The 25,176-nt window shown below is 62.1% G+C and carries 18 protein-coding genes; 3 read left to right on the top strand and 15 right to left on the bottom strand.

Annotated elements, in window-relative coordinates:
• Positions 1-225 precede the first annotated feature (225 nt).
• Positions 226-3,180, top strand: coding sequence for an insulinase family protein (locus ACMRQN_RS00710; protein WP_418733391.1), 2,955 nt, complete (start codon positions 226-228; stop codon positions 3,178-3,180).
• A 240-nt stretch (positions 3,181-3,420) separates the two neighbouring features.
• On the opposite strand, the gene ACMRQN_RS00705 is transcribed toward ACMRQN_RS00710, so the two are convergent.
• Positions 3,421-4,410 carry a substrate-binding periplasmic protein gene (locus tag ACMRQN_RS00705; RefSeq protein ID WP_276996737.1) on the bottom strand — a complete coding sequence of 330 codons (990 nt, stop codon included), beginning with the start codon at positions 4,408-4,410 and terminating at the stop codon, positions 3,421-3,423.
• Between the two features lie 420 nt (positions 4,411-4,830).
• On the opposite strand from ACMRQN_RS00705, the gene ACMRQN_RS00700 reads away from it, so the two are divergent.
• Entirely contained in the window at positions 4,831-6,405 is a 1,575-nt protein-coding gene (locus ACMRQN_RS00700) for a PucR family transcriptional regulator (protein WP_418733390.1), read from the top strand.
• Between the two features lie 54 nt (positions 6,406-6,459).
• Here the strand turns inward: ACMRQN_RS00700 and ACMRQN_RS00695 are convergent, their stop codons facing one another.
• From ACMRQN_RS00695 to ACMRQN_RS00685, 3 genes are all read right to left on the bottom strand, one after another.
• Positions 6,460-6,738 carry a hypothetical protein gene (locus ACMRQN_RS00695; protein WP_418733389.1) on the bottom strand — a complete coding sequence of 93 codons (279 nt, stop codon included), beginning with the start codon at positions 6,736-6,738 and terminating at the stop codon, positions 6,460-6,462.
• Between the two features lie 164 nt (positions 6,739-6,902).
• A complete protein-coding gene (locus tag ACMRQN_RS00690) occupies positions 6,903-7,235 on the bottom strand; it encodes a 4Fe-4S dicluster domain-containing protein (RefSeq protein WP_417052363.1) in 333 nt (110 codons plus the stop codon).
• 12 nt (positions 7,236-7,247) lie between these two features.
• A complete protein-coding gene (locus tag ACMRQN_RS00685) occupies positions 7,248-9,554 on the bottom strand; it encodes a molybdopterin-dependent oxidoreductase (RefSeq protein WP_418733388.1) in 2,307 nt (768 codons plus the stop codon).
• 315 nt (positions 9,555-9,869) lie between these two features.
• Between ACMRQN_RS00685 and ACMRQN_RS00680 the strand changes: the two genes are divergently transcribed.
• Positions 9,870-10,742 (top strand): double zinc ribbon domain-containing protein, encoded by an 873-nt coding sequence (locus ACMRQN_RS00680; protein ID WP_418733387.1) that lies wholly within the window; start codon positions 9,870-9,872, stop codon positions 10,740-10,742.
• 135 nt (positions 10,743-10,877) lie between these two features.
• Here the strand turns inward: ACMRQN_RS00680 and ACMRQN_RS00675 are convergent, their stop codons facing one another.
• The 11 genes from ACMRQN_RS00675 to ACMRQN_RS00625 form a co-directional block, all read right to left on the bottom strand.
• Positions 10,878-12,197: a glycosyltransferase family 2 protein gene (locus ACMRQN_RS00675; RefSeq protein WP_418733386.1), complete on the bottom strand. Its 1,320-nt coding sequence runs from the start codon at positions 12,195-12,197 to the stop codon at positions 10,878-10,880.
• Between the two features lie 584 nt (positions 12,198-12,781).
• Positions 12,782-15,313 carry an RICIN domain-containing protein gene (locus ACMRQN_RS00670; RefSeq protein WP_418733385.1) on the bottom strand — a complete coding sequence of 844 codons (2,532 nt, stop codon included), beginning with the start codon at positions 15,311-15,313 and terminating at the stop codon, positions 12,782-12,784.
• A 523-nt stretch (positions 15,314-15,836) separates the two neighbouring features.
• Complete coding sequence (locus tag ACMRQN_RS00665) at positions 15,837-16,352, bottom strand: cob(I)yrinic acid a,c-diamide adenosyltransferase (RefSeq protein WP_418733384.1); 516 nt, start codon at positions 16,350-16,352, stop codon at positions 15,837-15,839.
• Positions 16,353-16,429: 77 nt separating this feature from the next.
• Positions 16,430-17,848, bottom strand: a complete 1,419-nt coding sequence (locus ACMRQN_RS00660) for an S-layer homology domain-containing protein (RefSeq protein WP_418733383.1) — start codon at positions 17,846-17,848, stop codon at positions 16,430-16,432.
• 58 nt (positions 17,849-17,906) lie between these two features.
• Positions 17,907-18,785 (bottom strand): energy-coupling factor transporter transmembrane component T, encoded by an 879-nt coding sequence (locus ACMRQN_RS00655; protein WP_418733382.1) that lies wholly within the window; start codon positions 18,783-18,785, stop codon positions 17,907-17,909.
• A gap of 7 nt (positions 18,786-18,792) precedes the next feature.
• Positions 18,793-19,527 (bottom strand): ECF transporter S component, encoded by a 735-nt coding sequence (locus tag ACMRQN_RS00650; protein ID WP_418733381.1) that lies wholly within the window; start codon positions 19,525-19,527, stop codon positions 18,793-18,795.
• A complete protein-coding gene (locus tag ACMRQN_RS00645; protein ID WP_418733380.1) occupies positions 19,512-21,344 on the bottom strand; it encodes an ABC transporter ATP-binding protein in 1,833 nt (610 codons plus the stop codon). Before ACMRQN_RS00645 ends, ACMRQN_RS00650 begins: the two co-directional genes overlap by 16 nt.
• Positions 21,317-22,309 (bottom strand): energy-coupling factor transporter transmembrane component T family protein, encoded by a 993-nt coding sequence (locus ACMRQN_RS00640; RefSeq protein WP_418733379.1) that lies wholly within the window; start codon positions 22,307-22,309, stop codon positions 21,317-21,319. Before ACMRQN_RS00640 ends, ACMRQN_RS00645 begins: the two co-directional genes overlap by 28 nt.
• Positions 22,306-24,018: a hypothetical protein gene (locus ACMRQN_RS00635; protein WP_418733378.1), complete on the bottom strand. Its 1,713-nt coding sequence runs from the start codon at positions 24,016-24,018 to the stop codon at positions 22,306-22,308. Before ACMRQN_RS00635 ends, ACMRQN_RS00640 begins: the two co-directional genes overlap by 4 nt.
• A 2-nt stretch (positions 24,019-24,020) precedes the next feature.
• Positions 24,021-24,788 (bottom strand): DUF4430 domain-containing protein, encoded by a 768-nt coding sequence (locus ACMRQN_RS00630; protein WP_418733377.1) that lies wholly within the window; start codon positions 24,786-24,788, stop codon positions 24,021-24,023.
• A gap of 204 nt (positions 24,789-24,992) precedes the next feature.
• The coding region (locus tag ACMRQN_RS00625) for a hypothetical protein (RefSeq protein ID WP_418733376.1) at positions 24,993-25,176 on the bottom strand (184 nt) is incomplete at its 5' end.

Here is a 25,176-nt window from a genome sequence, read left to right as displayed (position 1 = left end):
GTACAAGATGACTGCTTCGACGTGCCTTGCCCTCTTACGAAACTCGCATTTGGTGCCGCTCCGCCTGCCCGATGCTTACGCACCTCCAGTTTTGTGCCGCCTTGGATCCCCGCTCTCCCCAAACACGCCCCCCGCTCGTGCCCCTTTCATGGCCTTCTCCCCTCGGGCGCGCGAGCGCCTATACTTGCAGGCCATACAACGCTTGCACGGAAGGAGACCCCACCCATGGCCCAGGCATCCGCCGAGTCCCGCCTCGACCTCGCCCCCGGCACCGAGCTGCACGGCTTTGTCGTCGAGCGCGCGGAACAGGTCCCTGAGATTGAGGGCACCGCCTACATCATGCGACACCGCGTCTCGGGCACGCCGCTCATGTGGCTTGCCAACGACGACGAGAACATGGCCTTCTCCATCGCCTTCAAGACCCCGCCGGCCGACGACACCGGCGTCTTCCACATCCTCGAGCACTCGGTGCTTTGCGGCTCGGACAAGTTTCCCGTGAAAGAACCCTTCGTAAACCTGCTCAAAAGCTCAATGCAGACGTTCCTGAACGCCATGACCTACCCCGACAAGACGATCTACCCCGTGGCGAGTACCAATGAGCAAGATCTTTTGAACCTCATGGACGTCTACCTCGACGCCGTGCTGCACCCCGCCATCTTCCACAAGCGCGCGATCTTCGAGCAGGAAGGCTGGCATGTGGAACTCGCCGGCGAGGAGGGCTCGGGCAAGCTCGCCTACAACGGCGTGGTGTATAACGAGATGAAAGGCGCGCTCTCCGACCCCGAGTCGATTCTCTACGACGAGCTTTCGGCGGCGCTGTTCCCCGACACGGCGTACCGCTTCGAGTCGGGCGGCAAGCCCTCCGCCATCCCAACGCTTTCCTACGAGGAGTTCCTCGACACCCACCGCCGCCACTACAACCTGGCCAACGCGAAGATCGTGCTCTACGGGAACATGGATATCGAGAGGTTCCTCGCTTTCCTCGACGAGCGCTATCTCGCGCCCGATGCCGCCGAGGCAGGCGCCGATGGTGCGCCGAACCCGCTTGAGCTGCAGGCGCCCGTCATGTCGTTCGGGAACAAGACGCCCATGAAGACAGCGCCCGAGAACGCCTGCTGCGCGGTCGGCTTCGTGGTGGGAACCGCTGCGGACAGAGAGCGCATGATCGCAATGGACATCCTGCTCGACGCGATCTTCGGCTCGAACGAGGCGCCTGCGAAGCGCGCGCTGCTCGACGAGAACCTCGCCTGCGACATCGTCGCCTACATGGCCGACGCCATGCTGCAACCCTTTGCCGTCGTGCAGGCGAAAGGCCTTGAGGAAGGCGCCGCCGAGCGCCTGCGACCTGCGCTTTCTCGTGTGCTTACAGAGCTTGCGGACGGCGCGCTCGACCACGACGTGGTGGCGGCTGCTCTCTCGCATGCCGAGTTCGTGATGCGCGAGCAGAACTTCGGGATTGCCGACGGCGTGGCGCTCGCGTGCTCGTGCATGGCCGGCTGGCTCTACGACGACGATGCCGCGCTCGATTATCTGCGCTACGAGGATGCGTTCGAAAGCCTGCGCAAGAAGCTCGACGAGGGCTACTTCGAGCAACTGATTCGCGAGGTGTTCCTGGAGAACGACCACGTGGCCGACGCGGAGGTCGTGCCTGTTGACAAGGCCCCCGATGACGACGATGCCGCGGCCGCCCGCTTGGCCCAGATGGAACGCGAGCTCGACGACGAGCGGATCGCCGCGATCGAAGCCGACGTCGCCGCCCTTCGTCGTGCACAGGAGGAGCCCGACTCGCCCGAAGCGCTCGCGACCCTTCCCCGCATGCGCGCAAGCGACATCGAGCAAGCGCCCGCAGAGCCCGCTTTCCGCCTCGACGAATCGGGAGAGATTCCCGTGATCAGGCACGATGTGGCGACGCGCGGAATCGTGTACGCGTATCGCTACTACGGCCTGGAGCGCCTCACCTTCGAGGAGCTGCCCTGCGCGAAGCTTCTCGCCATGGTGCTCGGCAAGCTTGCGACGAGCAAGCACACCGCGACGGAGATCGACACGCTCACGCAGGCGAAGCTCGGAAACCTCGCCTTCTACACCGAGGTGCACGAGCGGGAAGACGACCGCAGCGCGCTTTCCCCGAAGCTGACTGTGTCGTGCTCGGCGCTCGCCGAGAACGCCGAGTGGGCGGCGACGCTGCCGAGTGAGATCATCGAAGAGACGCTTTACGACGACTTTGGCAAGATCCGCGACATCCTCGTGCAGAAGCGCGTCAGTATGGAGCAGAATTTCGCGAACGCTGGGCACACTGCAGCGATGGCGCACGTCGCGTCCTACTACCTGCCCGCCGCCGTCGTGCGCGAGCAGATCGACGGAGTGGGTTTCTATCGGTTCCTGAAGCGCACGCTCGCCACGTTCGACAATGAGAAGGAAACTCTCGCCACGAAGCTTGCCGAATTGGCACGCCGCATCTTCACCGACGACAACTGCACGATCGGCTTCACAGGCAAGGACGACGATTTTAACCGCGTGATGAGCGCGGGATTGGCCACGGGCCGCACCGGGGAGCCGGGCTGTACGGCGCGCCTCATCGTGCCCGAACCGCAGGTCCCCGCAACCGGCGAGGCATTCGTCGCGCCGACGGACGTGACCTACACCGCGCTCGGCTTCGACCGCCGCTTGCTCGGAGTCCCCTATTCGGGCGCCTGGCTTGTGGCATCGAGGGCGCTATCCTACGACTTTTTATGGAACGAGGTGCGCGTGAAGGGCGGCGCCTACGGAGCAGGGTTCTCGCCCACCCGCACGGGCAACCTGCGCTTCTACTCGTATCGCGACCCGCATGTCGACGAGACCCTCGAGCGCTTCCGCGCGGCAGGCGTGTGGCTTTCCGATTTCAGCCCGAGCGAACCGGAGATGGACGGCTACATCGTCTCGACCGTCGCGGGCCTCGACGCGCCATTGAAGCCCCGCGAGCTCGCGCGGCGCCAGGACGGCTACGTGTTCGCGCACATCGACCCGGCAGAGCGCCTGGTCACGCGTTCGCAGGTAGCAAATGCGACCATCGAAGAGGTGCGGGCGCTCGGAGACGCCGTGAGCCAGGCGGCGAGCAAGAACATCGCCTGCGTGTTCGGCAACCGCGAGATCATCGAGAGCGCGAAGGCCGACTTCACTGTGGTGGACTTGCTCGGAGAGTAGGGTTTCGCCATGCCGGGTGCGGGCCGCAAGCGCCTGCGCCCGAGGCGTGCCCAACCGCGCCCGCATGATTCGAGCCCGCATTGCGAGTCGGAAAAGTACATCAAATTGAAGAGATTCTGGCACGAAATCGCTGCACTAAATGCGAAACGCCTCCGAAAGGAGGCGTTTCAACTAATGAAGCATTTCCACTTGTGAGTTATGGATCGGGCAATGGCAAGCCGCCGCCTGAGGTGGTGCAGCTTATGAAGCCTTCACGGCATTTGATCCCGCCGAGGACGCGCCTCCCGACGTCGTATCAGTCGAGGTAGCACCCTGCGCGCTCGCACCAGCAGACGCCGCGTCGGTCGAGGTTGCGCCGTTCGTCGTCGAGTCCGATTTCGCCTTCGCGCCCGATGTCGCCCCGGCGGTGAGCTTCACCGACGAGAGGTCCATGTTGCCGCCTAGCCACTTCGACTGGATAACACTCATCACCCCGTTGGAGTTCAGAGAGCTCACGGCGTTGGCGATGGCGGTCTTCAAGTCAGAGTTGCTATCGAGCACACCGACGCAATAGCCACTCGGCTGCTGCATGAGCGCGATAATGCTCGCGTTGATGTTCGACCCGTTCGCATAGTACTTGCCGATGACCGCGTCGGCGGCAACGTATTGCACCTGTCCCGAGCTCAAAGCCGCGAACGCCTCTTTCGGGCTGGAGGTGGAGGTGAGCGACGTGTCGCCGAACTCGTTCATGACGGCCCAAGCGCTCGTGGAGGAAACCTGCGCGGCGAACTTGGCACCAGTCGTCGCAGTCGGAACAGCAGCGTTCTCCGACATGGCGAAGAGCGCGATGCCCGTGGGCAGATACGAGTCAGATTTCCAGAACGAACCATCAGTCGAGGACTTGTCGATGCCGAGCACGATGTCGACCGACCCGTCCTTGAGCGCGCCTTCGGGATCGCTGCCCGTATCGACGATGGAAAGCTTCAGGCCGAGGCTGTCCGCAATGGCAGCGGCCACGTCGACGTCGATGCCAACGATCTTGTTGCCCGACATGCCGGCGAGCGGAGCGCGGCCCGTGTTCACGCCGACGCGCAGAACGCCAGCTTCCTTAATGGTCGGCGATTGAACCTGAGGGGTCTTCGTCTCGGGCTCGTAAGTGGAATCGGTCGAGCAGCCCGTCATTGCGAACGCAAGAACCATGGCGCAACCGATCGCCACGCAAAGGATAGCTTTCCGAAAACGCTTCGTCACCGTAACCTCCGTCTGTTCCTTTTCATGCGCTTCTTTCGGCTGACCTAGTCTTTGCCCCCACACTCGCGCACTGGGTCGTGAGCTTGCACCCGTAGTACCTCTCGCCCGCGGCGGCCTTGTGCCGCACGAAAATGGGATCGGGCGGTGCGACTTACCTCTAGGACGCGCCATGCTCGCTGCGCGCAAAACGCGCAACTTACGTGGATCCTTTCGACCGCGTCTGCCTTGGACTGAGAAACGCTCGGAGCGTTTCCGCAACTACAGACCCGAAAGAAGCACGTTTCAGTGTAGCAGAACGGCAACAGCGAATAGAAGCACACACATCATTCCACATGGAAGCGGGAAACGAAGACGCTTGGGGTAATATGGGGGCAAACGAATGCATGGCAACGAGAAGGTCGTACGCCAAAGGGGGTTTCCATGCTTTTCCCACTCAGCATCATCGAACCCTGCCTCGAGAAGGCGAGCGTGCCCATCGAGGTCCCTCCCGATTGGGCCCTGCGCACGTTTTCCTATGCCAGCAGCGACACCTCGGCAATCGAAGAGGACGACGGGGAGCAGGCGCTTCTCGTCGCTTCCTTCAGTCAGGCGCTCAAGATGGCAGGCGACGGCCAAACACGCCCGGTTCTCGCGGTCACCGCAGCCGACGGCGCGAAGGACCCGGCAGTCGATAGCGAACGAGCAGCGTTTCCCCTCGTCGTCACCTCACTTTCCCCCGCCGCTGTCTGCAGCACAGTCAACCGCTACCTCGTGGGCATCCGGGAATGGGATGCCGAGATGTCGCGCCTTGTTCTCTCCAATTGCTCGACCCAGCAGCTCATTGACCTGAGCGAGAAAGTGCTAGGGAAATACATCGCCCTCTCCGATGCTCTCTATGCGCGCGTCGCCGCGACACCGCACTTCCCTCCGCTCGACGACATGAGCCGCGCGCTCATCGAGACGGGTAGCTATCCGACCTCGATGATTCCCCAAATCGAGCGCCTCGCCCAAGACCAGCGCTGGCACGCGCAAAGCAAAAGTCACCTCGACCAGGGAGGCAACGCCATCAATCCACTCCCCAACATGTCGCGGATATATCGCCTCGGGGGAAATTATGCAGCACATCTCGTTATGGTCTCTTCTGAAACAATCAAGCCTTGGCAGCAGTTCCTGTTTAACCTGCTCGCCGACCAAATCGGTACTTGCCTCGATCGATTTTGGCAAACGACCCTCCCCTCGCGAGATAAAGGGGCGGCGTTTCTTTCGTCGATACTGAACGACAACATCCATGACCCCTACGATTTCAAAGAGAAGGCTCGCCTGTTCGGCCTGCCGCTCGAGGGGGTTTTCGAGATAGCGGTAATCACGGGCGCCGAAGAGTGCGGCGGCGTCGCGCACATCGCACATCAGATTCGCACGGGACTCCAAGCGTGCCGCACCGTGATAGCCGACCAACGCATCTATGTACTGATGATTTCGGCAAAGCGAAGTTCAAAGAAGATTGCCAGCATTGAAGAAGCGCTGTTCGAGGCAATTTCCCGCCTTAAGGCGAAGATAGGGCTTTCCTCGCGTTTCGACCTGCTCGAGTACTGCCATATGGGGCGCATGGAAGCGGATGTTGCCTTGGAGTACGGCCAGAAGAACTATTCGAAGTACCTCGCGTTGCAAGCGAGCGAGCCTTACCTCGACTGCGTTTTCCGATTCAATCGCTATTTCCCCTGTTACCTGGTTGACCCCTACGCCGACACCGCCGAGTTCCTCGCGAAGTATGCCGCGTCGCCGAACCTCGTGAGCAGGCTCCGCCGCGCTGACGAGGAGAACGGAACCAACGATTTCGGCCTTTTGAAAGTCTACCTATACTTCGATTGCAGCGTGAAAAAGACGGCTGACCTCCTGAACATGCACCGCAATACCGTGGTATACCGGCTCAACAAGATCAAGACCGACTATCGAATCGATCTGGGCAACTGCGACACGCGCCTATTCCTGCACTACCTGTTCGGGGTCCTGGATTAACGAGCCCTGGATTAGCTGGACCCAGATTGCAAGGTTCCGAACGAGCGAGCCCAGTCAGCCTTTGTGCAGATGGCTGCCGTCCGGCCATCTGCAGGGATGAAGCTCACCCGTCGGGTTCTCGCGCACATTGTACATGCAGGGGATGTCGCACAGAAGGCCCGTCCAGTTACAGCGGAGCCGCTCGCGGGGAGGCAGGGTTGCACCGCAGTTGGGACACGCCCACTCATCATAGCGACCGCGCATCACGAGCCTGCCGCACGCCTTGCAGACGACTGGCTTGGGATGAGGCGGCCGGCACTTCCCGCAAAAGGGATTGCAACTCATACAGCCCATGGCAAGATTCCTTTCCCGCGACGCAAGTCGGCCCGCACACGAGGAACGGCCGACAGACGCTCTGACGGATACGGCTCGCCATCGACGACACAAGCCGGCCCGCGCGCACGAAGCGAGCAAAGCCGGCTTGCATCAGGCGAGGTCTCCGTGAAGCTAGTGCTTCTCTACAGCGAGTAAATCATCGACTTCGGGTACTTCTCGGCGTATTTCACAAGCTCTTCGAGCGGCCCGTATTCCATGACGCCCGCCTGGCAGTGATGCACGCAAGTGGGAAGGCGCCCCTCCGCCGTACGCTCAGCGCACAGGTCGCACTGGTGCGAGGGGTACGGAATGTAAGTGAACTCCCATTTGCCATCGAGCATCTGGCGCGGTCCGTCCTGCAGCACGTGCATGCCGAACTGACCCTTGGGAAGCTTATGCTCCTTCTTGCACGCCACCTCGCAGCTGTGGCAGCCGGTGCAGAACTCGTAGTTGATGAAAAGGCCGTTTGCGCTCATTTCCTGCTCCTCCTATTCCGCATCCGCGATCATCTGGGCAACGACCTGGGTAGGCGTCACCTTGCTGTTCTCTTCAGTCACCGGGTAGATCTTGCACAGCAGACAGCGATAGGGAGCGCCGTAGCCGGTTTCGCCGACCACGCACTGGGTGGTCAGATTGTTGATATTGACGTCCCAGATGCCCTGCAGGTTCGGCGCCGCTTCCTCGGTTTCGGGGAACGACCAGCCATGATCGGCGCAGATGGTTCCTTCTTTCATCGTCGGCACCAGGTGGGCGATCTGGCGGCAGCGGCCGCGCTGATTCTCAATCCACACCCATTGTCCATCTTCGATACCGTACTTCTCGGCGTCAACCGGGTTGATGTCGAAGGTCGGCTCGGGGCGGAATTCGCGCATCGTGGGCATATTGCGATGCTCAGAGTGGAAGAATTCCCAGTGGCGCTTGCCGGTGGTGAGCACGAGCGGGTACTCCTTGTAGAGTTCGGGCGCCGAAACGGGGCTCTCGGGCGGCTCCTCGAAATACGGCAGGTCATGGTAGCCGAGCGCACCCAGAAGGCAGCTTTGAAGTTCGAGCTTGCCCGTCATCGTGTTGAATCCAGGCTGTCCGTCGGGGCGAAGCTTGCCCGACTCGTAACGGCGGTAGCCCTGGAAGTTGTACTCGTACATCATGTCCTTGAGCTCGGTCCAGGTGCGCGGTGCGTTGTCCTTTGCCAGCACCCAGTTGAGCAGGGACTCGACATCGTGCCACGGCACGTTGTCGCCGTTCAAGCGCAGGGAGAGGTCAACGAGAATCTCCTCGTCAGACTTCGCTTCCTCGTATTGGGTGATCTTGGTGATCGCACGGCTCGGGGTCCACCATTCGCGGAAGGAGTCGCGCTCGCAGCTCATGGCAACAGGCAGGACGAGGTCAGCGCAGGCAGTCGCGGTCGGGGTCATCCACATATCGGCAACCACGATGAACGGGCAGTTGAGCATCGCCTTGTAAACGCGCGGAGCCTCAGCAGCCATGTTCACGATGGGATTCGTGCCTGCAAGGTACATAACCTTGATCTGATAGGGCTGCTCGGTCTCGAGCTGAAGCAGGATCTCATCGCCTACAGCGCAGGCCGCAGTGCCGTACTTGTGCATCGGGTACTTCTCGACGCCGATACGCTTCTCCTGAAGTTCGGGCGAGATGAAGTAATTGTAGCCGCAGCCGTACAGGGCGTCGACGCCATAGGGGCCGGTCGCCAGGTAGTTGCCGCCGGGCACATCGACATTGCCAGTGATGCCTTCGAGTATCATGAACGCGTGCGCCTGGCCAACGCCGTTCGGCGTCATGTCCGTCGAAAGGCCCCAGTGGAACGCCGAAGGCTTGCCGGACGCGTAGAGACGAGCGGCACCGCGGATATCCTCGGCATCGACCCAGGCGATCTCGGCAGCCCATTCGGGGGTCTTGTCCTTCATCTCATCACGCAACGCATCAAAGCCGTAGCACCAGTCCTCGACGAAATCGTGATCGTAGAGGTCCTCCTCGATGATCACGTTGATCATGGCCATCGCAACGGCAGCGTCGGTGCCGGGACGGGGCTGGATATTGTACTCGGCACGCGAGCCCATCCAAGTAACGCGCGGGTCGACGTTGATGAGCTTTGAGCCGCCTTCCTTCATGCAGTCGACAAGCCAGTGGCCGAGGAAGCCATCAGCGTTGGTCTTGACGGCGTTGCAGCCCCACTGGAGGATGACCTCGGGGAACTTGTACTCGGGATTATCGTAACGACGCGGGTCGTACTGGCCGCAGTCGACGACAGCAGGGCCGCCCATAACGCCCACGGAAGCCGAGCAGCGCGGCAGGTAGCACGAGTCGCCAGAGAGGAAGCCACAACCGAAGTTCGGACTCTTGAACGCAGAGTACTCAAGCAGAGGGATTTGCCACACGACGTTGCGGCCCGTTCCCTCAAGGGCGATGATGGCCTCGGGGCCGATCTCGTCCCAGGCAGCGCGGACATGCTCCTCGATCATGTCGTACGCCTCATCCCAGGAAATCTGCTCCCACTTGTTCTCGCCGCGCTTACCCACGCGCTTCAAGGGATGGCCCAAACGAGTCGGGTTGTTGATGGCTTCGTCGACCATGTTCAGGCAGCGCATGCACAGACGGCCGCGGCTGAACTCATCATTGGGGTCGCCCTCGATGTGGTCGACCTTACCGTCCTTGACGTAGAACAGCACGCCGCAACCTTCGTGGCAGCCAGGGCCCGTCCATTGCATGTTGCGGTAAACGTCGAACTCCCCTTCCTTCCAGTGCTTTTCCTTGCGATAGAGATTCTCGTTGAACTTCATCTTCTCGCCCTCTCTCCTCCTCGATGGAGACCCCCGTCAGGTCCCTCTCTGCCATGAAGTATAGGAAGCGCGAGAAGAGATGCGTATGTGCTCAGAGACCAATGGAAGTACGAATTTTTGTATCTACTGCACATAACCAATGTCTAGAAAAGGAAGATGGCGCGAATAGCGTGGCGAAGCTACGACGCCTTGGCTAAAAACCAGGGGGTCCTGTCAGGTTCTTGCAAGAATTTTGCGAGTTGCGGGAGCGAACGGAAGGCGGAATATGCGCACGCCCGGAGAAATACTGGCGGGAAAACCCGCAGAGTCTTAGCAGTGTTGACAGGAATCCCCGCAGATAACTGGAAAAGCGCAGTCGTCCCTGTTTCCATCGCGCCGCGTTTCGGCAAGGCTCGTGCACGTCATCTGTCAGGATCGCTCGCTACACTTCGCATCATGACAACCTTTGCGACAACCACTCTCGCCGAGACCGCGCGCCTCTACGCCGAGGCAGCGGCGCAGGCTGTCGCGGAAACGCTTTGGCCCACCCGCTGCGCCATCTGCGACGAGCCCGGCGAGCTTCTGTGCGAACGCTGCAGAAGCGAGCTTCCCTTCATCGACCTTTGGCGCGCGTGCCCCGTCTGCGGCGCTCCCTGGGGACATACGCAGTGCACCGAGTGCAATCCCGTGATGCTTGCCGCAACGGGACGCGGAGCCGTGGCATTCTCGAGCCTCGCGAGCCCCTTCGAACTCACCGAAAGCTCGCGCCGCATCGCCGTCGTCTACAAGGACGGGGGCGAGCAACGACTTGCAGGAGAGATGGCGCGTTACATGGCACGCTACCTCTCCCCCGAGATCGCGAGCGAAGTGGCAGGGGTCACGTTCGTCCCCGCCTCGCGCAAGGCCCGGGCACGCCGAGGGTTCGACCACGCGGAGCTGCTCGCGCAGGAGGTGGCGCTCGTAATCGGGCGGCCCGTCATCCCCCTGCTCTCCCCACCGAGCGCCCGCGACCAGCGTGCGCTTTCCCGCCGCGCACGCATGGGGAACATGGAGCATGCCGTATCCGCCCTACCAGGCGCGAGCGCACCGGAAAACATCCTGCTCATCGACGACGTGTGCACGACAGGCGCCACACTGTTCGCCGCGTGCGACGCGATACGGGAAGCGGGCGGGCGCAACGTGCACTGCCTCACCTTTGCCCGAGCTTGATGAGCGACAAGGGCACGCGCGTTCCCGCGACTCGGCCCCTTCGCGAACCACGCCTTCCCGCACCCGTAAAAACGGAGGGTCCCCTGAGGGACCCTCCGCTGGAAAATGCCTGATCTGCGAGAAGCCGCTGCGCGCTTACTTCTGCGCGGCGATGCCCTGCTGGGCTTCCGAGAACTCCTCGACGTCGACCGAAATGCTGTGCTTGATCGGCTTCCACTGGCACTTCTTCACAAGGGCAACGAGCGCGATGGGCACGTACGTCAGCATGAAGAACGGGAAGGTGAACATGTAGAGCACCTTCTTGCGCGTAGGCGCGTGAATGGAATCCCACTCGACGAACGTGGTGAGCACGCCGAAGAGGAACATGAACATAACGTAGTTGAACAGGCAGAAGAAAATCGACGAGATGGAGCTTGCAATCATGACGCCCGTCGACATGGCGCCCGTCGCTGCAAGCACGATGATGATCGTGTTGAAGATAACCGACACGATGGTGAGCAGCATGCCTGGTGCGATGGTCATGAGCATGTCGTAGCAGGCGAAGCGGGAACCCTTGGGGTTGGTGAAGATGCCCTTCGCAAGGCGCGCACCGTAGTGCCAAAACACCTGGTAAAAGCCCTTCGCCCAGCGGAAGCGTTGGTTCCAGGAATCGCGGAAGGTGACGGGCTGCTCGTCGTAGAGCACCGCCGTCGGAGTGTAGGCGATGCGAATGCCCTCGAGGATGCTGTTCGCGGAGAACTCGATGTCCTCGGTGAGCAGGTGCCATCTCCAGCCGTCATTCTTCTCGATAATGTCAGCGGCAATGAAGAAGCCCGTGCCCGACACCGCGCAGCTCGTGTTGAGCGCAAGGCGGGCCTGATTCAGGAACTTGGCCTCGCGCAGGAACCATACGGCATAGCCGGCGGAGATCCAGTTTGAGTCGTAGTTCTTGGAGTTGCGGTAGCTCGTGGACGCCTTCGCGCCGTTGTCGAAGGTCTTGTTCATCTCGCGGAAGTAGTTCACGTCGAGCACGTTGTCCGCGTCGAAGACGAAATACGCCTCGTAGCCGCGATCGGCGTACTGGCTACGGATGATCTTGAAGCCGTAATCGAGCGCGTAGCCCTTGCCAACCTGCTCGGTATTGAAGCGCTTGAAAACGGTTGCGCCCGCCTCGCGCGCCACGTCGGCGGTGTTGTCGGTGCAGTTGTCGGCGATGACGAACACGTCGATCAGCTCGGTCGGGTAGTTCTGCACCTTGATAGAGTGGATCAAATCGCCGATGACCGCGCTCTCGTTGCGGGCGGAGACGACGACGGCGTATCGATGGTTCTTTTTCGCGACGAGCTGCTTCGGCTTGCGAGAAAGCACGACGAGCACGTAGTACAGCTGATAGGTATAGCAAATAGTAAACGTGATGAAGACGCAGAAGTTGAAGATATCCACGAACGATATCTGCGAGAAGAATTGGTCGAGCACCAGCCCTGCCCCTTACAACTTGTGGCCGCCCGCGCACGGGCGAACTTTGGCTTCGCCGCATCTGTCCGCGGCACTTCCGTTCAAACTTTCTGGATTATAGCGGCCTTGAGCGATCTTGTGCGCCTCACGAGGGGAAGCTGTAGTCGAAACGCCCATTTCAGGCAATAAAAGGGCAGCTTGCACACCTTGGATGCACAGCATCTTCATATTAGAAAGGGGTTACTTGCGGGCGGGCGGTGCGATTTGACGCGCGGCATCGCAGACGCCGCTTGGGGGAAACGTAACCACACGATTACATTTTGCGAGAACGTGACAAGTAGCATTTTCGCACATCAGACCGAGAAAATCACGACTGAAAAATGACTATTTTATTAGGTATCATACTTTTCGAGGAGAGGAGTTTCCTACACATACAAGGGCAAAAGCCGCGCCCACACCAATAGCTGAAACGCCTCTCGAAGCGAGCGCCGGACCGATCATCTGGCGCTCGCTTTCATTTTGGCCCCGAGCAGGCCGAACTCGCAGGTTCGCCATCGATCTCGAACAAGCGAGATTCCCTCACGGCCACTGGATCCGAACGGGAATCACTGATAGAAGCGCAGCACGCCGCGGGGCACGCCGCGAGACCACATGCTGTGCACATCCACCGGCCCATACGCATCGATGATCATGTCGTTGCCCAGATAGATTGCCACATGGCCCTCCCAGGAAATCACGTCGCCACGCTGCCGCATCGACAGGGGCAGGTGGAGCACGTCACCGTAGTCCCACATATTGTTCGCGTCGTGACTATGCCAGCCGTCAGCGCCGGTCGCATAGTGGTCGTAGGGGTTGAACTCGCCCAAATCCATGCCCGTCGCGTACAGGCATTGGTACACAAGTCCGATGCAGTCGACGCCCACGCCCGGCTCCATGGAATAATTCCATCGATATGCCGTGCCGATATAGTCGTACGCGCGGTTGATGAAGGCATCGATGCAATCCTCGCGCGTCGCATCAGGAGCGATTTGCGAAGGAGTCACATAAGTAAAGTACCCGCTCGCGTAATCGGGCAGCATCACCGACCTTGAGCTGACCTGGTAGTATCCCGCAGGATTCTGATACCCTACCTTACCGGGCAGCGTCGCCATCTGGAAGGTGAGGCGCGCAGCAGCGTCTCGGCTCACAAGCTCGACGTTCGATCCGCCCGACGTGCCCGTCGTCCCGAGCGCTACCGAACCACTCGCGAACGGAACGAGGGAGAAAGTGCCGTCGCCGTTGTAGACCGCACGCCATTTTTGAGCCTGCGACCCGTTGACCTCGTGCTGCTGCACGTTCGTCCCCGCGGCCATGACGCCGTCGCATATGTCGATTGCCATCTTCGAGCCGCAATTCGTAAACGTGTAGGAGCCATCCTGGTTGTGCTCGATGTTCCAAATCTGCGCGCCCGTCCCGTTCGATATCCATGTCTGGATGTTCGCGTTGGAATTCTGGGACTCATCCCTCAAGTCGATTACCTGGTCGGTTCCAGCAAGACAAATCGTGTACAGCCCCCCGGGCAGAGGCTGCGTCTCGCGTAGTGAGAATCGCTGGGCATCCGTCCCGTTCGCCGCATAGGTTTGCACATTGGTGCCCGCGTCGGTACATCCGTCCGCAAGGTCAAGAGCGCGCCCCGTGCCGACGTTCGTGAAGACGACGAAGCCGCCGGAGAAGTCGGCGCGCCACAACTGCTCGCTCGACCCGTCCGCCGTCCGCTGCACCGCGTTACCGTTCGAATCGGCGGCAAGCTGCTTGCCAGAGCACGCCGCCTGCAGGGTATAGGTATTGACCTTCCCCGATGCGCGCTTCACGTACCATTTCTGGGCGAGCAAACCGTTGTCGTACCAGATCTGCACGTTCGCGCCGTCATCGACGGATGCATCCACGACATCGAGGTGCTTCGAGAAATCGCCCTTTGGGGAGATCGTGAAGAGACCCTCGGAAAGCAGGTCCTGTTGCTCGACGAGGACAAACGACGAAACGTCCTCCTCGGGGGATTCGACTGCCTGCAAGGGGGAGCCCATGCTCGGATCTTGCGAGGCGAGCCAGTAGCCGGTCGCAAGGTTACAGAAGCGCAGCGCACCCGACTCCGTTCGCACAGCCGACCATTGCTGACGCTTGCTTTGAGAGACAGCTGCACCGAGGGAGACATCCGAAGGGGAACTCGCGATGCCGGGCGCCGTCTCGAGCGCAAGGCCAGTCTCCGCGTAGATGATGTGGTAATAGCCGTTTTCATACGAGAACGTGAAAGTCTGGGAAAGCGAGAGGTTCGCGCTCGCAAGCCGAACATCACCTTCAGAGCGCGCCTCGATCGAGAGGGAGCTCACCGATGCGGAGCGAATGAACCAATACCCGGACAAACCCAGGTCCTCGCAGGGAGAGACGAGCGGAGCGGAGCCGTCGTCGAACACCCCGACATCGTATCCGCGCATGAAGACAGTGGCCGCACGCTCGCGCGGAAGCTCCACCGTCGGGCAGAGCTCGAAGATGCCGCCGCCCCGGTCATAGCCCGAGATCAAGCCCTTATCGACACACCATGCAAGGCCGCACGCCGCCCATTGTGGAACGCCTTCGCTATCAGAGAATCGCGAAAGCGAGGCGGTTCCATAACGAGGGTCCACGTGGTTGAAGTTCGCAATGATGGTGCAGAATTGGTCGAGGGTTACGGAGACATCGGGCTTGAAGGCGAACGAGCCATCATCTTGCGGAAAACCGTTGATCACCTTGTTCTCGACAGCCCAGTTAGCTGCAGCGGTGTACCATGTCCGGGATTCAACGTCGTCCATCCCCGTCTCGTTGTCGGCATCGCCAAGGTAGGCTGACGCAGCCTCGGGGTCGGCATAGCGCCACATCATAACAGCCATCTGCGCGCGGCTGAGGCTTTGGCCCACGCCGAACAGGGTCGTGCCCGCAATGCCCGTCATGATCTTTTTCTGCTGACAGAAGAGCACACCCGGCTCGTACCATGAGCCAGGCTCTACATCGGTAAATGTTTCGGGCGCCGAGGGTTCGGGGGCGCTTGGGGCGTCGCCGGTATCGGGAGCGCTGGAGCTGCCGCCCGGGGTAGAGTCAGGACTCGAGCCCGAAAGGTTACCCACATCCGGAGAGCTGGGGCTGCCCGCATTGTTGCCGCCACCGAAGGTATCGCTTCCACTTGGAGCGCTCAGTTCGCTTGGGGCGTCGCTTTCGCTTCCAGAAGCAGAAGAATTGTGCACCCCCGGGCCGGATACACTGCCCGCGCCCGAGGTGTCGCCCCCCTCGCTAGGCACGTTGGCAGAGCCTGCGCCCGTCTGAGCCCCTTGCTCAACAAGACGAGCATCTGACGACGCATCGGCAACGGAAGGCCCCCCCCGACCTCTCCGAAAGCCGCCACGGGGACAAGGCCCGCAACAAGCGCCGCTGAGGCAAAAATCGCCAACGCCCTGCGAGCGCAATTATCTACAAGGTTATGTCGCATGATTCCCCATTTCGCACAATGCCTCCGGATGTGCACACCAAAAGACAGGTTACCGAAAGCTCTTCGGCAACGGGATGATACCACTCGTGCAAGCCGTTGGTCAGCGGGGTCATCCTTTTGAACGGGAACGGCAGCAACTGAAATCGCTCGGCGTGCGCGCGAGATCAGTACTCCACGCCTTCGCGCGACGGGACGCCCTGCTCGAACGGGTGCTTCTCACACACCATCTCCGTCAGGTAGTCCGCGTGCGAGGCGATGTCCTCGCTCGGGTTGCGGCCGGTGAGCACCACTTCGAGCTCGCCTGCTCCCAAATCGAGCACGCGGGTCACGACCGCCTCGTCCACAAGCCCCATCGCGAGCGCATCGAGCACCTCGTCGAGCACGAGCAGCCGCGCACCCGAAGCCTCCACTTCGTCGAGGGCCGACGCAAGATTCTTATCGTGGGCCTTCCGCACCGCCGCAAGCTCCTCGTTGGTCATCTCCCAGGTGAACTTGCCTGTCGGCGCGCAGGCGAACACGGGAACGCCAAATCGACTGGAAAGCATGCGCACCTCGCCGCTGTTGCCGTCTTTCAGAAACTGCACGATAACGACACGGCCGCCGGCGGCGAGCATGCGCAGCGCAAGGCCCATCGCCGCCGTCGTCTTCCCCTTGCCGTCGCCGTAATACACGTGGATCACGGTACTTCTCCTTACGATCGTCCCATCAGCCAACTTCCCGTTTCGCCGTCCCGCCGAAGAGGAAAAAGGTGCGGCGCCTACATGATTCCCATTTCGAAGGCGCGCTTGAGTACCACGGCTACACGTTCGCGGGCGACATTCTCACCAGGTGCAAGATACTTGCCAGTGGGCCAATCATAGCCCTCGACGAGCCCCTTTTTGGCAGCCCACGCGAAGGCGTTGCGCGACCAGTCGCTCGCCATGTCGCCGTCGGCGAAGGCGGACAGGTCGCTACCCGCAGCCTCGAGCTCGCCGGGAGCTGCACACAGGCGCGCAAGAACGGTGACCAGCTGCTCGAAGGAGACTTCCCCGTCGGCGGCAAAGTCCCTCGTGCCATCCTCGAGCACGATGCCGGTGATCACGCCGTTTGCGAAGGCCCAGTTCGCAGCCGCGGTATAGTACATGCCATCGGCTGAGCCCGCAATATCGATCTCGTTCTTGGCAGTCTTGGGGTCGTAGGACGCATACTCGTCGGGGCAAGCGTTGCGCCAGAGGATCGTGGCGAGCTGGCCGCGCGTGAGGGTGTCGCCAACGCCGAAAAGCGTCGTACCCGCATACCCCGTGATGAGGCCGCGCGCAGCCACGAAGGTCACGGCATCGCCGTACCAATCCGAATAATCCACATCGGAGAAGACAGGGGCGGAACCGGAGGAGCCTACTTGCACGGTGATCTCGTATCTCTGAGCGGGGACATTCGCAGCATCGTTCATAGTCGGCCAGCTCGGGTCGCCGCAAACGACCTCGATCACCGAACCATCCGAGACGGGAATTTCCGCGCCGCGCTTGTACCACGTGCCGCCAACACGTGCCTTCACCTGGAAGTTCTTGTTTGTTGCCGTTGGCGTGAGCGCAACACTCGTCGAGCCCTCGGGCAGCGTGAGCGTATACGAATGGACGTCGGCACTAAACGACGGGGACAAGATGCCCGCGCCCACCGAGAGCGAGGCCACCGTCTTATCGTTGCTTCCCCAGTCGCTGCCGAGGTCGGGCCCGCCGTCAAGCGTGTACATGAGGTCGACCTCGGAACCCGGCTCCAAAGCTCCGCTGCTCACGGTCACCGAGGAGAAACCCGTGTTCGCGAACCAATCGCCGATCGTGCCCATCCAACCGCTTCTCTTCCCGCAGTCGAACTCGCCAAGCCCCGCGACGGAAGTGATGTAACCCTTGTCGGCACCGACGACGGCAACGCCCTTCTCGTTTGCAAGGCGCACGATTGCCGACATCGCGCTGTCCGACGGATACAGGTCGACGTCCCCTTCGGCAATGGTGCCGTGGGGCGCAGGATAGCTTGCGCCCGCGGGGCGTGCAAGTGTGTCGCTGATGCTGACGTGCACCTGCCCAATCGGCGTTTCCCCTGATGGGATGTCGCCTATCGCGGCAAATGCCAAGCTGGGCACGAGTCCGCAGGCCACGACTGTGGACAGGAGCAGGGCGACAAGCTTTCTCTTCAGATTCATGCGGTCCTTCCTTTCTCTTGGATTTCCCTTTTCAACGGACGCCGGCCTCCCCCGGTCGTCACAGCTTTCGTTCTTCGCGCATAAGAGGCTCGCCGGCCACTTGAAGCGCGAGCGGCAGAAGGCACAGCACGAGAAACGCCGCAAAGACGGCCACGCCCGCAGACGACGCCTTCGGCAGCACGATGATGGGGCTGAAGAGCATTTGCGTCTGACCGAGCGCCGTCGCTGCAGCGCACACGGTGATAAGCGCCACAAGGATAACGGCAAGCGCGCGGTCGCGGTTGTCGAAGCGGTAGAGCGAGTACGCGGTACGCCCGCGCAAGGCTGCACCGCGGCTTCTCATAGAGTCCGACATCTCGATGAATCGCTCGATCGACCAGGAAACAAGGATGGAAGCTCTCCGCAGCGCGTTCGCGATTCGACGCAGGATGCTCCCCTGGCCTGGCCCCCTCCCGATGCCCGACTGTGCCACGGCGATCTTGCGCGCACGCTCGCAGACCATCGGCACCGCGCGAAGCGCCACCGCGAGCATCATCGCCGCCTTCGGGAAAACGCTCCCCAGAAGGAAGACCACCTTGTCAGCGGTGAAGACGCAAAGGGCGCACGAGAGCCACACGAGAATTGCCGCGACCTTGAAACCCACGAGGACGCCGCAGGTCAGCGACTCGATGGTAATGCTGTTGCCGATGGGGGTTCGCGCGAGGTTCGTCACGCCGAAGTGCACGTTCATCGCGAACAGCGCCGCGAAGGCGAGCGCGCACAGGGCGAGCGCGCAGCCGATGGCGACGGCGCGGGGGCCGCGAAGCCTTACGGAGAAGGCGAGCGCGCACAGGAAGGACACCGCCACAAGGCCCGGGTGCGTCCAGCATGCCGTGAACGCCACCACGGCGACGAAGAACAGCAGGTTCAGCGCGGGATGATAGGATGCGAAGTTCATGCGCCCCCTATCTCGCAAGACCATACTTCACGCGCACGCGCTCGAGCTTGCCGAGCAACGGGTTGGCGAGAATGAACAGCGTGATCGCCGTCGCCGTCGCCTGCACCGCGTTCACGGGAAGGCCGGACGCGTAGATGGCAAGAGCGCTTTCGGGCGTTATGGCGGAGACCATCGTGAAGAGCGAACACGTGTCCAGAATGGGCCCGACCACCACGACGACGAACGCCGCGCCCGCAAGCGAGAGCAGCGTCTTCACGCGGTTGCTCAAATCGCTTCGAGGGATCACCCCCCGCTCGGCGAGAAATCCCGCGACGAACCCGGCGATGCCGTAGGCGAGCATCTGCCAAGGGGTCCACGGCCCCTGACCGAAGACGAAATCGCTGACGAGCAGCGAGATCGCCCCCACGAGGAAGCCCGAGCGCGACCCCAAGGCGACGCCCGCGATCATGACGATGGCAGCGATGGGCTTGAAGTGCGGGACCCAAATGAACGCCACGCGAGCGACCACGGCAAGCGCACACATCACCGCGATGATCACGAGCTCACGGGCCTGGGGCCTGCGTGCCTCGAACGACACGAAGAACGGTACCATCGCATAGATGATGACGAGGATGCTCGTCACGTAGTAGCTGCCCGAGCCGAATGCCGTTCCTGCCCACACTGTGATCGGCGTGAGCACGACGACGACCAGCCACGACAGGACGGTTTTCCAGCGGGCTTCCTTTTCTAGCGCACCATGCATTGCCCGATCACATCCTCATCGGTAATCGCGCGCGGGAACACGTGCCGGCTCATGCGGTTCGTCGCCGTGGTGTAGAAGCTGTTCGACGAGAAGAACGTGCGCGGCGTGCTTTCGGCGGTGATCTCGCCGTCGAACATCATAGCCACCGCGTCGGCGTAGCGCGCGCAGAACTCGATGTCGTGCGACACCATGATAATCGCCACACCTTCCTGTTCGAGCTTGTCGAGCACCGAGGCGAGCTTGCGCTTGAAAAAGGCGTCGATACCCTTGGTCGGCTCGTCGAGCAGGAGAATTTTCGGCTCGACGAGCAGGACTTTCGCGAGTGCGGCACGCTGCTGCTCGCCACCCGAGAGATCGAAGGGATGCGAATCGAGCAAACTCTCGATGTCGGCCATTTCGATGGCATGCTCGATGCGGCGAACGCGCTCGGCCTCAGGCAGACGGGATGAGGCGAGCATCTCAGCCAAATCCTCGCGCACCGTCTTCTTGACGAAGAGATTTTGCGGGTCCTGGGGCAGAAGCGCAAGGCACCCATCGAAGAGACTTCCCGCCTTCCAATCTTTTAGCTTCCTGCCGAATACGCGCACCGTGCCGCGGTAGGGTTTCGAGATTCCGCAGGCCACGCGCAGCAGGGTCGACTTGCCCGCGCCGTTGCCCCCCATGATGGCGAGAATCGATCCAGGTGCGACGTCGAGCGACGCGCCGCGCAGCACGTCGGGAAGGTCGCGATCGTAGCGAAACCACACCTCTTTGAGCGAGAGGGCCGGGTGCTCCACCGCATCGAGCGGGGCGTCTGCGGGAATCGCATCCGCATGCGCCGTTCCGTCGGAAGCGAGATCCGCAAGCCAGCGCCTCCCCTCGCGCACCGTAAGCGGGGCCGCGAAGGCGTCCGCTCCATTGCGGGAATGCTCGTCGGAATTACCTTCCCCAACCGCTGCGATATTCTCGACGGCGCAATCCTCACCAGCGGAAACGGCCGTCTTTCCTTCAGCTTTGAGCTGCGCGGGCGCCTTAGCCGGGCACGTCTTCTCCAAGCCCGCCTCGCGAGCAGCTTCCACCCCGTAGAAGATGCGCAGGGGCGCAGGCAGCGCCGCCATCATGTCGTTTTCCGATGCGTGGAGCAAGCGCGCAACCTCGCGCGGGCTGCCAACCGACGCAATCGCGCCCCGGTCCATGACGACCACCTTGTCGGCGCAGGCGAACACCTCTTCCAGACGGTGCTCGGTCAATACGACGGTCAGGCCCAGCTCGAGGTTGATCTTGCGAACCGTGTTCAGGAAATCCGACGCCGCAATGGGGTCGAGCTGGCTTGTGGGTTCGTCGAGGATGAGCGCACTCGGCCGCATCGCCATGATAGACGCCAAGTTCAACAGCTGTTTTTGACCGCCCGACAGGTCGCGAACGTCCTTGTGAAACCAGCTTTCGATGCCGAAGTAGCTCGCCATCTCCGCCACGCGAAAGCGCATCGAGTCCTTGTCGCACCCCAGGCTTTCCAGGCCGAACGCCAGCTCATGCCACACCTTATCGGTCACAATTTGCGCATCGGGGTTCTGCATGACGAACCCGATCTTCGCGCTCTGGTCGCGCTGTGGGACATCTTCGAGCGGCACCCCCTCGAAGAGGATGCGGCCTGTGCGTTCACCGTGCGGCGTAAGCACGCTTTTCAGGTGGCGAAGGAGCGTGGTCTTGCCGCATCCGCTCTTTCCGCAGATGACGACATAACTTCCCTGCTCTATCTCGAGCGATACGCCGTCGAGGGCACGACGGTCCGCCCCAGGATAGGCGAACGTCAGCTGTTCGATAGCGAAATGTGCCATAAGAGCCTCTCTCCAATGGTAATGGCGGACGGCAGCGCCATGAATGCCGAATATGCAACGAGCCCGCACGCCGCGACGGGGTCGGGAACTGACCCTATCATAAGCGAGACGGGGTCAGTGGCCGCCCCAGCTCCCGCCGAGATGGAGTCGGACACCGGCGCGACAGTAAGGGAGGCGAAGTCCGCACTTGCAAACCCGCCGGCAATCGCCGCGACCGAGACCGCGACAAGCGCTGCCATGCACGCAAGGAGCACCCCATCGCGCCCGGTGAAGCGATAGCGCGCGTAGGCAGTGCGCCTCGCCTGGCCGAATCCTCGGCTGCACATGGAGTCGGCCGTCGACATGCCCCCCTCAAGCGCCCACGACGTGAGCGCCGAGAGAATAGCCGACGCTCCCCCGACGCGCGTCGAAAGCGTCCCGACCGCCGGGCTGCGCCCGATTCCCGAGCGCGCCGCCGCAAGCTCGTCGATTTTGCGGTGATACGCGGGGACAAGGCGGAGCACCATCGTGAACACGAGCGTGACCGATGGCGCCATCCGCCCGAACAGGTAGGTGAACTTGTCGCTCGTCATGACAATGTTGTAGCAGGAAAACCACAGCAGCATCCCCACAAGCAGCGCCGCCGTCTGCACGCCGAACGCGAGGGCCTCGAGCGTGTAGGGCCTGTCGAAGTAGGTGAAGAGGACGACGTCTCCCCTCGTATTGAACAGGGGGTTCAGCACAGCGACCGCGATGAAGAGCGCTACCATTCCCGCGAGCATGCGAAGGCTGCGCCTTCCTGCGAGCACCGCGTAGTAAAGCCCCGAGAACACCACGGTCACCGCGAGAAACGCCGGGTTGCGCACGAACATGCCGAGGACGATCGCGCACGCGAAGAAGGTGAAGACGAGCGCTGGGTGATACGAACCGAACGCGTCTGCGCCCCTCGTTGCGCCCGCGGGCGAGCAAGCGCCGCCAGACCTCATTGATCCGCCTCCGCTTGGTCGTCCTTGCGAGCAAGGCGCGCCCGGTAGACCCCGAGCGCGGCGAGGGCGCATGCCGCGACGACGGCGATGCCCGCCCAAAGCCACGGCGACGAGGCGTTATCACTGGCAGCGGCGGCATCGGCGGTGGAGTCTTCCCCTGGCTGGTCGCCTGGCGCGGATGCGGCATCAAGGGCGCTTGAGGTGTCGGCGTCGGGACCATCTTCGCTTGAGGCGCCATGAGGAGAAAGCGAGGAGGTCGCGATCATCTTCTCGCCGAACGGCGCCGCTGCCTGGGCCGCGAAGAGCGTCTTGCCCGATGGGGCCACGTTGCCGTCCTGCGCTCCCGCGCCGCCTGATGGCTGGCCGCTCGGCGTCGGGGCGGGATCAGGCGCGGGGTCGGGGTCGGGCGGAATATCGGGCGGAACCGCGGACGCGATGTCGCTCATGTCGAAAAGCGACGTCTTCCCCGAAAGAAGGCGTTCATAGGCAACGAGCGCGTAAAATCCCTGCTCAGTCGCCATCCCATTCACTTCGCCGTCGGCAACATGCTTGAATCCCCCGCCGGGGACCGCGAATGCGCACAGCGCATCGAGCACCGAGCCGCCCGCCTTCGCGAAACGCGCGTCGGAGGCAGGGTTGATGCCGAGCGCAGAAAGCGCAACGACGACCTGCGCGCAGCTTTCCGAGGCGGCGGAACCCGCATCGCCGTAGCCGCCGCCTTCTCCCTGCAAAGACGAGAGGACGGACAGCCCCCGCTCAACCGCGGCGGCAACGTCGGCTCTCGAGGCGCGGTACGGAGCGAGCGAGGTGAGCGCCATAGCTGTCAGGTCGACGTCGGGCACCGAGCCTGAAAGCGCCCAGCCCCCGCCCGAGATCTCGGACTCGAGGATGGCGTCAATGAGCGCGTCGCGCGTCGTCTGGCGCTTGCCATCGGGGGCGGTCGGAGCGTCATAGCCGCGCGAGTCGAGCGCAATGAGCGCCCAGATGGGGCCGTTCACGCCCTGCCAACAGATATGATCGAAGTCGCCGAGAGGCGAAAGCACATCGTATCCGACAACGCCCGTCGGGTCAAAGCCCAGCGAGGACAGGGCAAGCACAACGCGCGAGTACTCGGTGTACTTCACGCGATGAAGCACACCACCTGTATCCCTGAGCGTTCGCACCAGGTTGGAGTAGTAGGACGCAGCATAATCGGCGGGGAGGCTGCCGTTGCGCGCGAGGCCGATGACGGCCCACTCGCCGCCGATGGAGGAAACCCCGGGATCGGGAACGCTCGCCGAGAGATAGGCGACCGTCTGCGCGAGGACCTCCCTGTAGTTCGCGCCGGCGCGCGGGGCAGGAATCGAGTCGACGGGGCCGGGAGCACTCTCGACGGGGACGGAATCAGGGTCGAAAGCGGCATCGGAGCCAGAAGCAAGCGCCTCATCAGGGGCAAAGACAGGGATGGAATCCAAAGCGGCATTCTCGGCAGGGGCGAAGTCATGCTCCTCCCCTTCGACAGCAACAGAATCGAAACCCTCGACGGGCCCCGAAATCGGAGCGTTCCCCTCGATGGAAGCAGAGGCGTTCGAGTCGAAGTTGAGAGCCGACCCGTCGTTGGCGAGCGATGGTGCCGGAGAAAGGGAGCACGCAAGGGTAAGTGCCAGCACCGCCGCTAAGGCACGTTTCGCCGCCGCGCGTTCCCTTCTCGTGTTATTTCTCGTCGTCATCACTACTGCTCCACCGATGCGCCCAGGTCAGCGCCATATCCCTTGCACGTGTAGCACCACACGATGACGTCGCCATCGCGCACTTGGTACTCCGAGCAGCCGTAGTTCGGGAACCAGCCGTTCACTTTGTACATCCAGCCCGATTCGTTGCCGCAATCGAACTCGTAGAGGTTGTTGATGCCCTCCACATAATAGGAACCGTAGCCTGGGGTATAGGAATATTCGAGTTGCAGCCCCGTGGCGGAGGACGCGGCCTTCAGAACGTCGAGCACCGTGTCGCCCTGCGCGAAGCGAACTGTGGAAGCTGCCAAGATCACGCCGTTTCCAGGCACACAGGAGCTTTTGCCCGGAGCCAAATCGCCCATGTTGTCGAGGATGGTGTCGCAGCGCACCTCAATCGTGCAGGTCTGCGCGGGGATGTCGCCTTCGACTGCCGCGGCGCCTTGAGAAGGTCCTTCGGATGGGGCCTGGCTTCCTGCAGATTCCGAGCCCGAGGCCGCGCCCACCCCCGCGCCCGGCGCCGCCCCTTCGCCCGCTGCCAGGTCGAGCTCTTGCTGCACCTGCTCGGTGGCAAATTCTTCTTGAGAGTCGGGGGGTTCTTCGCCGTCAACTTGGGAAGCGGAAAGCGTCGGGGCGTTCGGCTCGGAGAGCTCGGTCGAATCCGAATCGCGCAAGCTCGTCACCGCCATCGCACCGGCGAACACGACCACGGCGCAGAGTGCGACCATAATCGCGTTCAGCACGCGCTTTTTAGTTTTCGTCTCGGCCATAGTCTTTCTCCTTACGTTCAATGCCCCATTGGCGAGGCGGCAACATCGTATCCGCGGGAAACTCCGCTGCGCTCAGCAGATCCCACGGAAACCGTCTTGCCCCCGGTTCACCAGGATGGCTCCTTCAGGCCTGACGGCATCTCACGTCGGCACGATGCGCGGGCTGGGGTGCCGCCAGATCACCGGCGGCACCAAGTTTTCAATTTACTTCAGAATACCCTTATCGAAGGCACGCATGAGCACGGTCGCCGCGCGCTCGCGGGCTGCGTTCTCGCCGGGGGCGAGGCGCTTGCCGGCAGGCTCGTCGTAGCCCTCGATAAGCCCCTTGTCGGCGGCCCACTTGAGGTAGGGGGCGGACCACTCGCTCGCGTCGGCGCCGTCGACGAAG

This window comes from Ellagibacter sp. (assembly GCF_048412355.1).
In the GTDB taxonomy this organism is placed as follows: Bacteria; Actinomycetota; Coriobacteriia; order Coriobacteriales; family Eggerthellaceae; genus Ellagibacter.
Note: the sequence above shows the minus strand (reverse complement) of the source record. Positions and strands in the feature narration are given on the sequence as shown.

Excerpts from the sequence above, each read along its gene's own strand:
- ACMRQN_RS00690 (WP_417052363.1), bottom strand. The coding sequence starts at position 7,235 with ATGAGCGCAAACGGCCTTTTCATCAACTACGAGTTCTGCACCGGCTGC.
- ACMRQN_RS00655 (WP_418733382.1), bottom strand. The coding sequence starts at position 18,785 with ATGAACTTCGCATCCTATCATCCCGCGCTGAACCTGCTGTTCTTCGTC.
- ACMRQN_RS00695 (WP_418733389.1), bottom strand. The coding sequence starts at position 6,738 with ATGGGCTGTATGAGTTGCAATCCCTTTTGCGGGAAGTGCCGGCCGCCT.
- ACMRQN_RS00710 (WP_418733391.1), top strand. The coding sequence starts at position 226 with ATGGCCCAGGCATCCGCCGAGTCCCGCCTCGACCTCGCCCCCGGCACC.
- ACMRQN_RS00685 (WP_418733388.1), bottom strand. The coding sequence starts at position 9,554 with ATGAAGTTCAACGAGAATCTCTATCGCAAGGAAAAGCACTGGAAGGAA.
- ACMRQN_RS00635 (WP_418733378.1), bottom strand. The coding sequence starts at position 24,018 with ATGACGACGAGAAATAACACGAGAAGGGAACGCGCGGCGGCGAAACGT.
- ACMRQN_RS00645 (WP_418733380.1), bottom strand. The coding sequence starts at position 21,344 with ATGGCACATTTCGCTATCGAACAGCTGACGTTCGCCTATCCTGGGGCG.
- ACMRQN_RS00650 (WP_418733381.1), bottom strand. The coding sequence starts at position 19,527 with ATGCATGGTGCGCTAGAAAAGGAAGCCCGCTGGAAAACCGTCCTGTCG.
- ACMRQN_RS00630 (WP_418733377.1), bottom strand. The coding sequence starts at position 24,788 with ATGGCCGAGACGAAAACTAAAAAGCGCGTGCTGAACGCGATTATGGTC.
- ACMRQN_RS00640 (WP_418733379.1), bottom strand. The coding sequence starts at position 22,309 with ATGAGGTCTGGCGGCGCTTGCTCGCCCGCGGGCGCAACGAGGGGCGCA.
- ACMRQN_RS00700 (WP_418733390.1), top strand. The coding sequence starts at position 4,831 with ATGCTTTTCCCACTCAGCATCATCGAACCCTGCCTCGAGAAGGCGAGC.
- ACMRQN_RS00660 (WP_418733383.1), bottom strand. The coding sequence starts at position 17,848 with ATGAATCTGAAGAGAAAGCTTGTCGCCCTGCTCCTGTCCACAGTCGTG.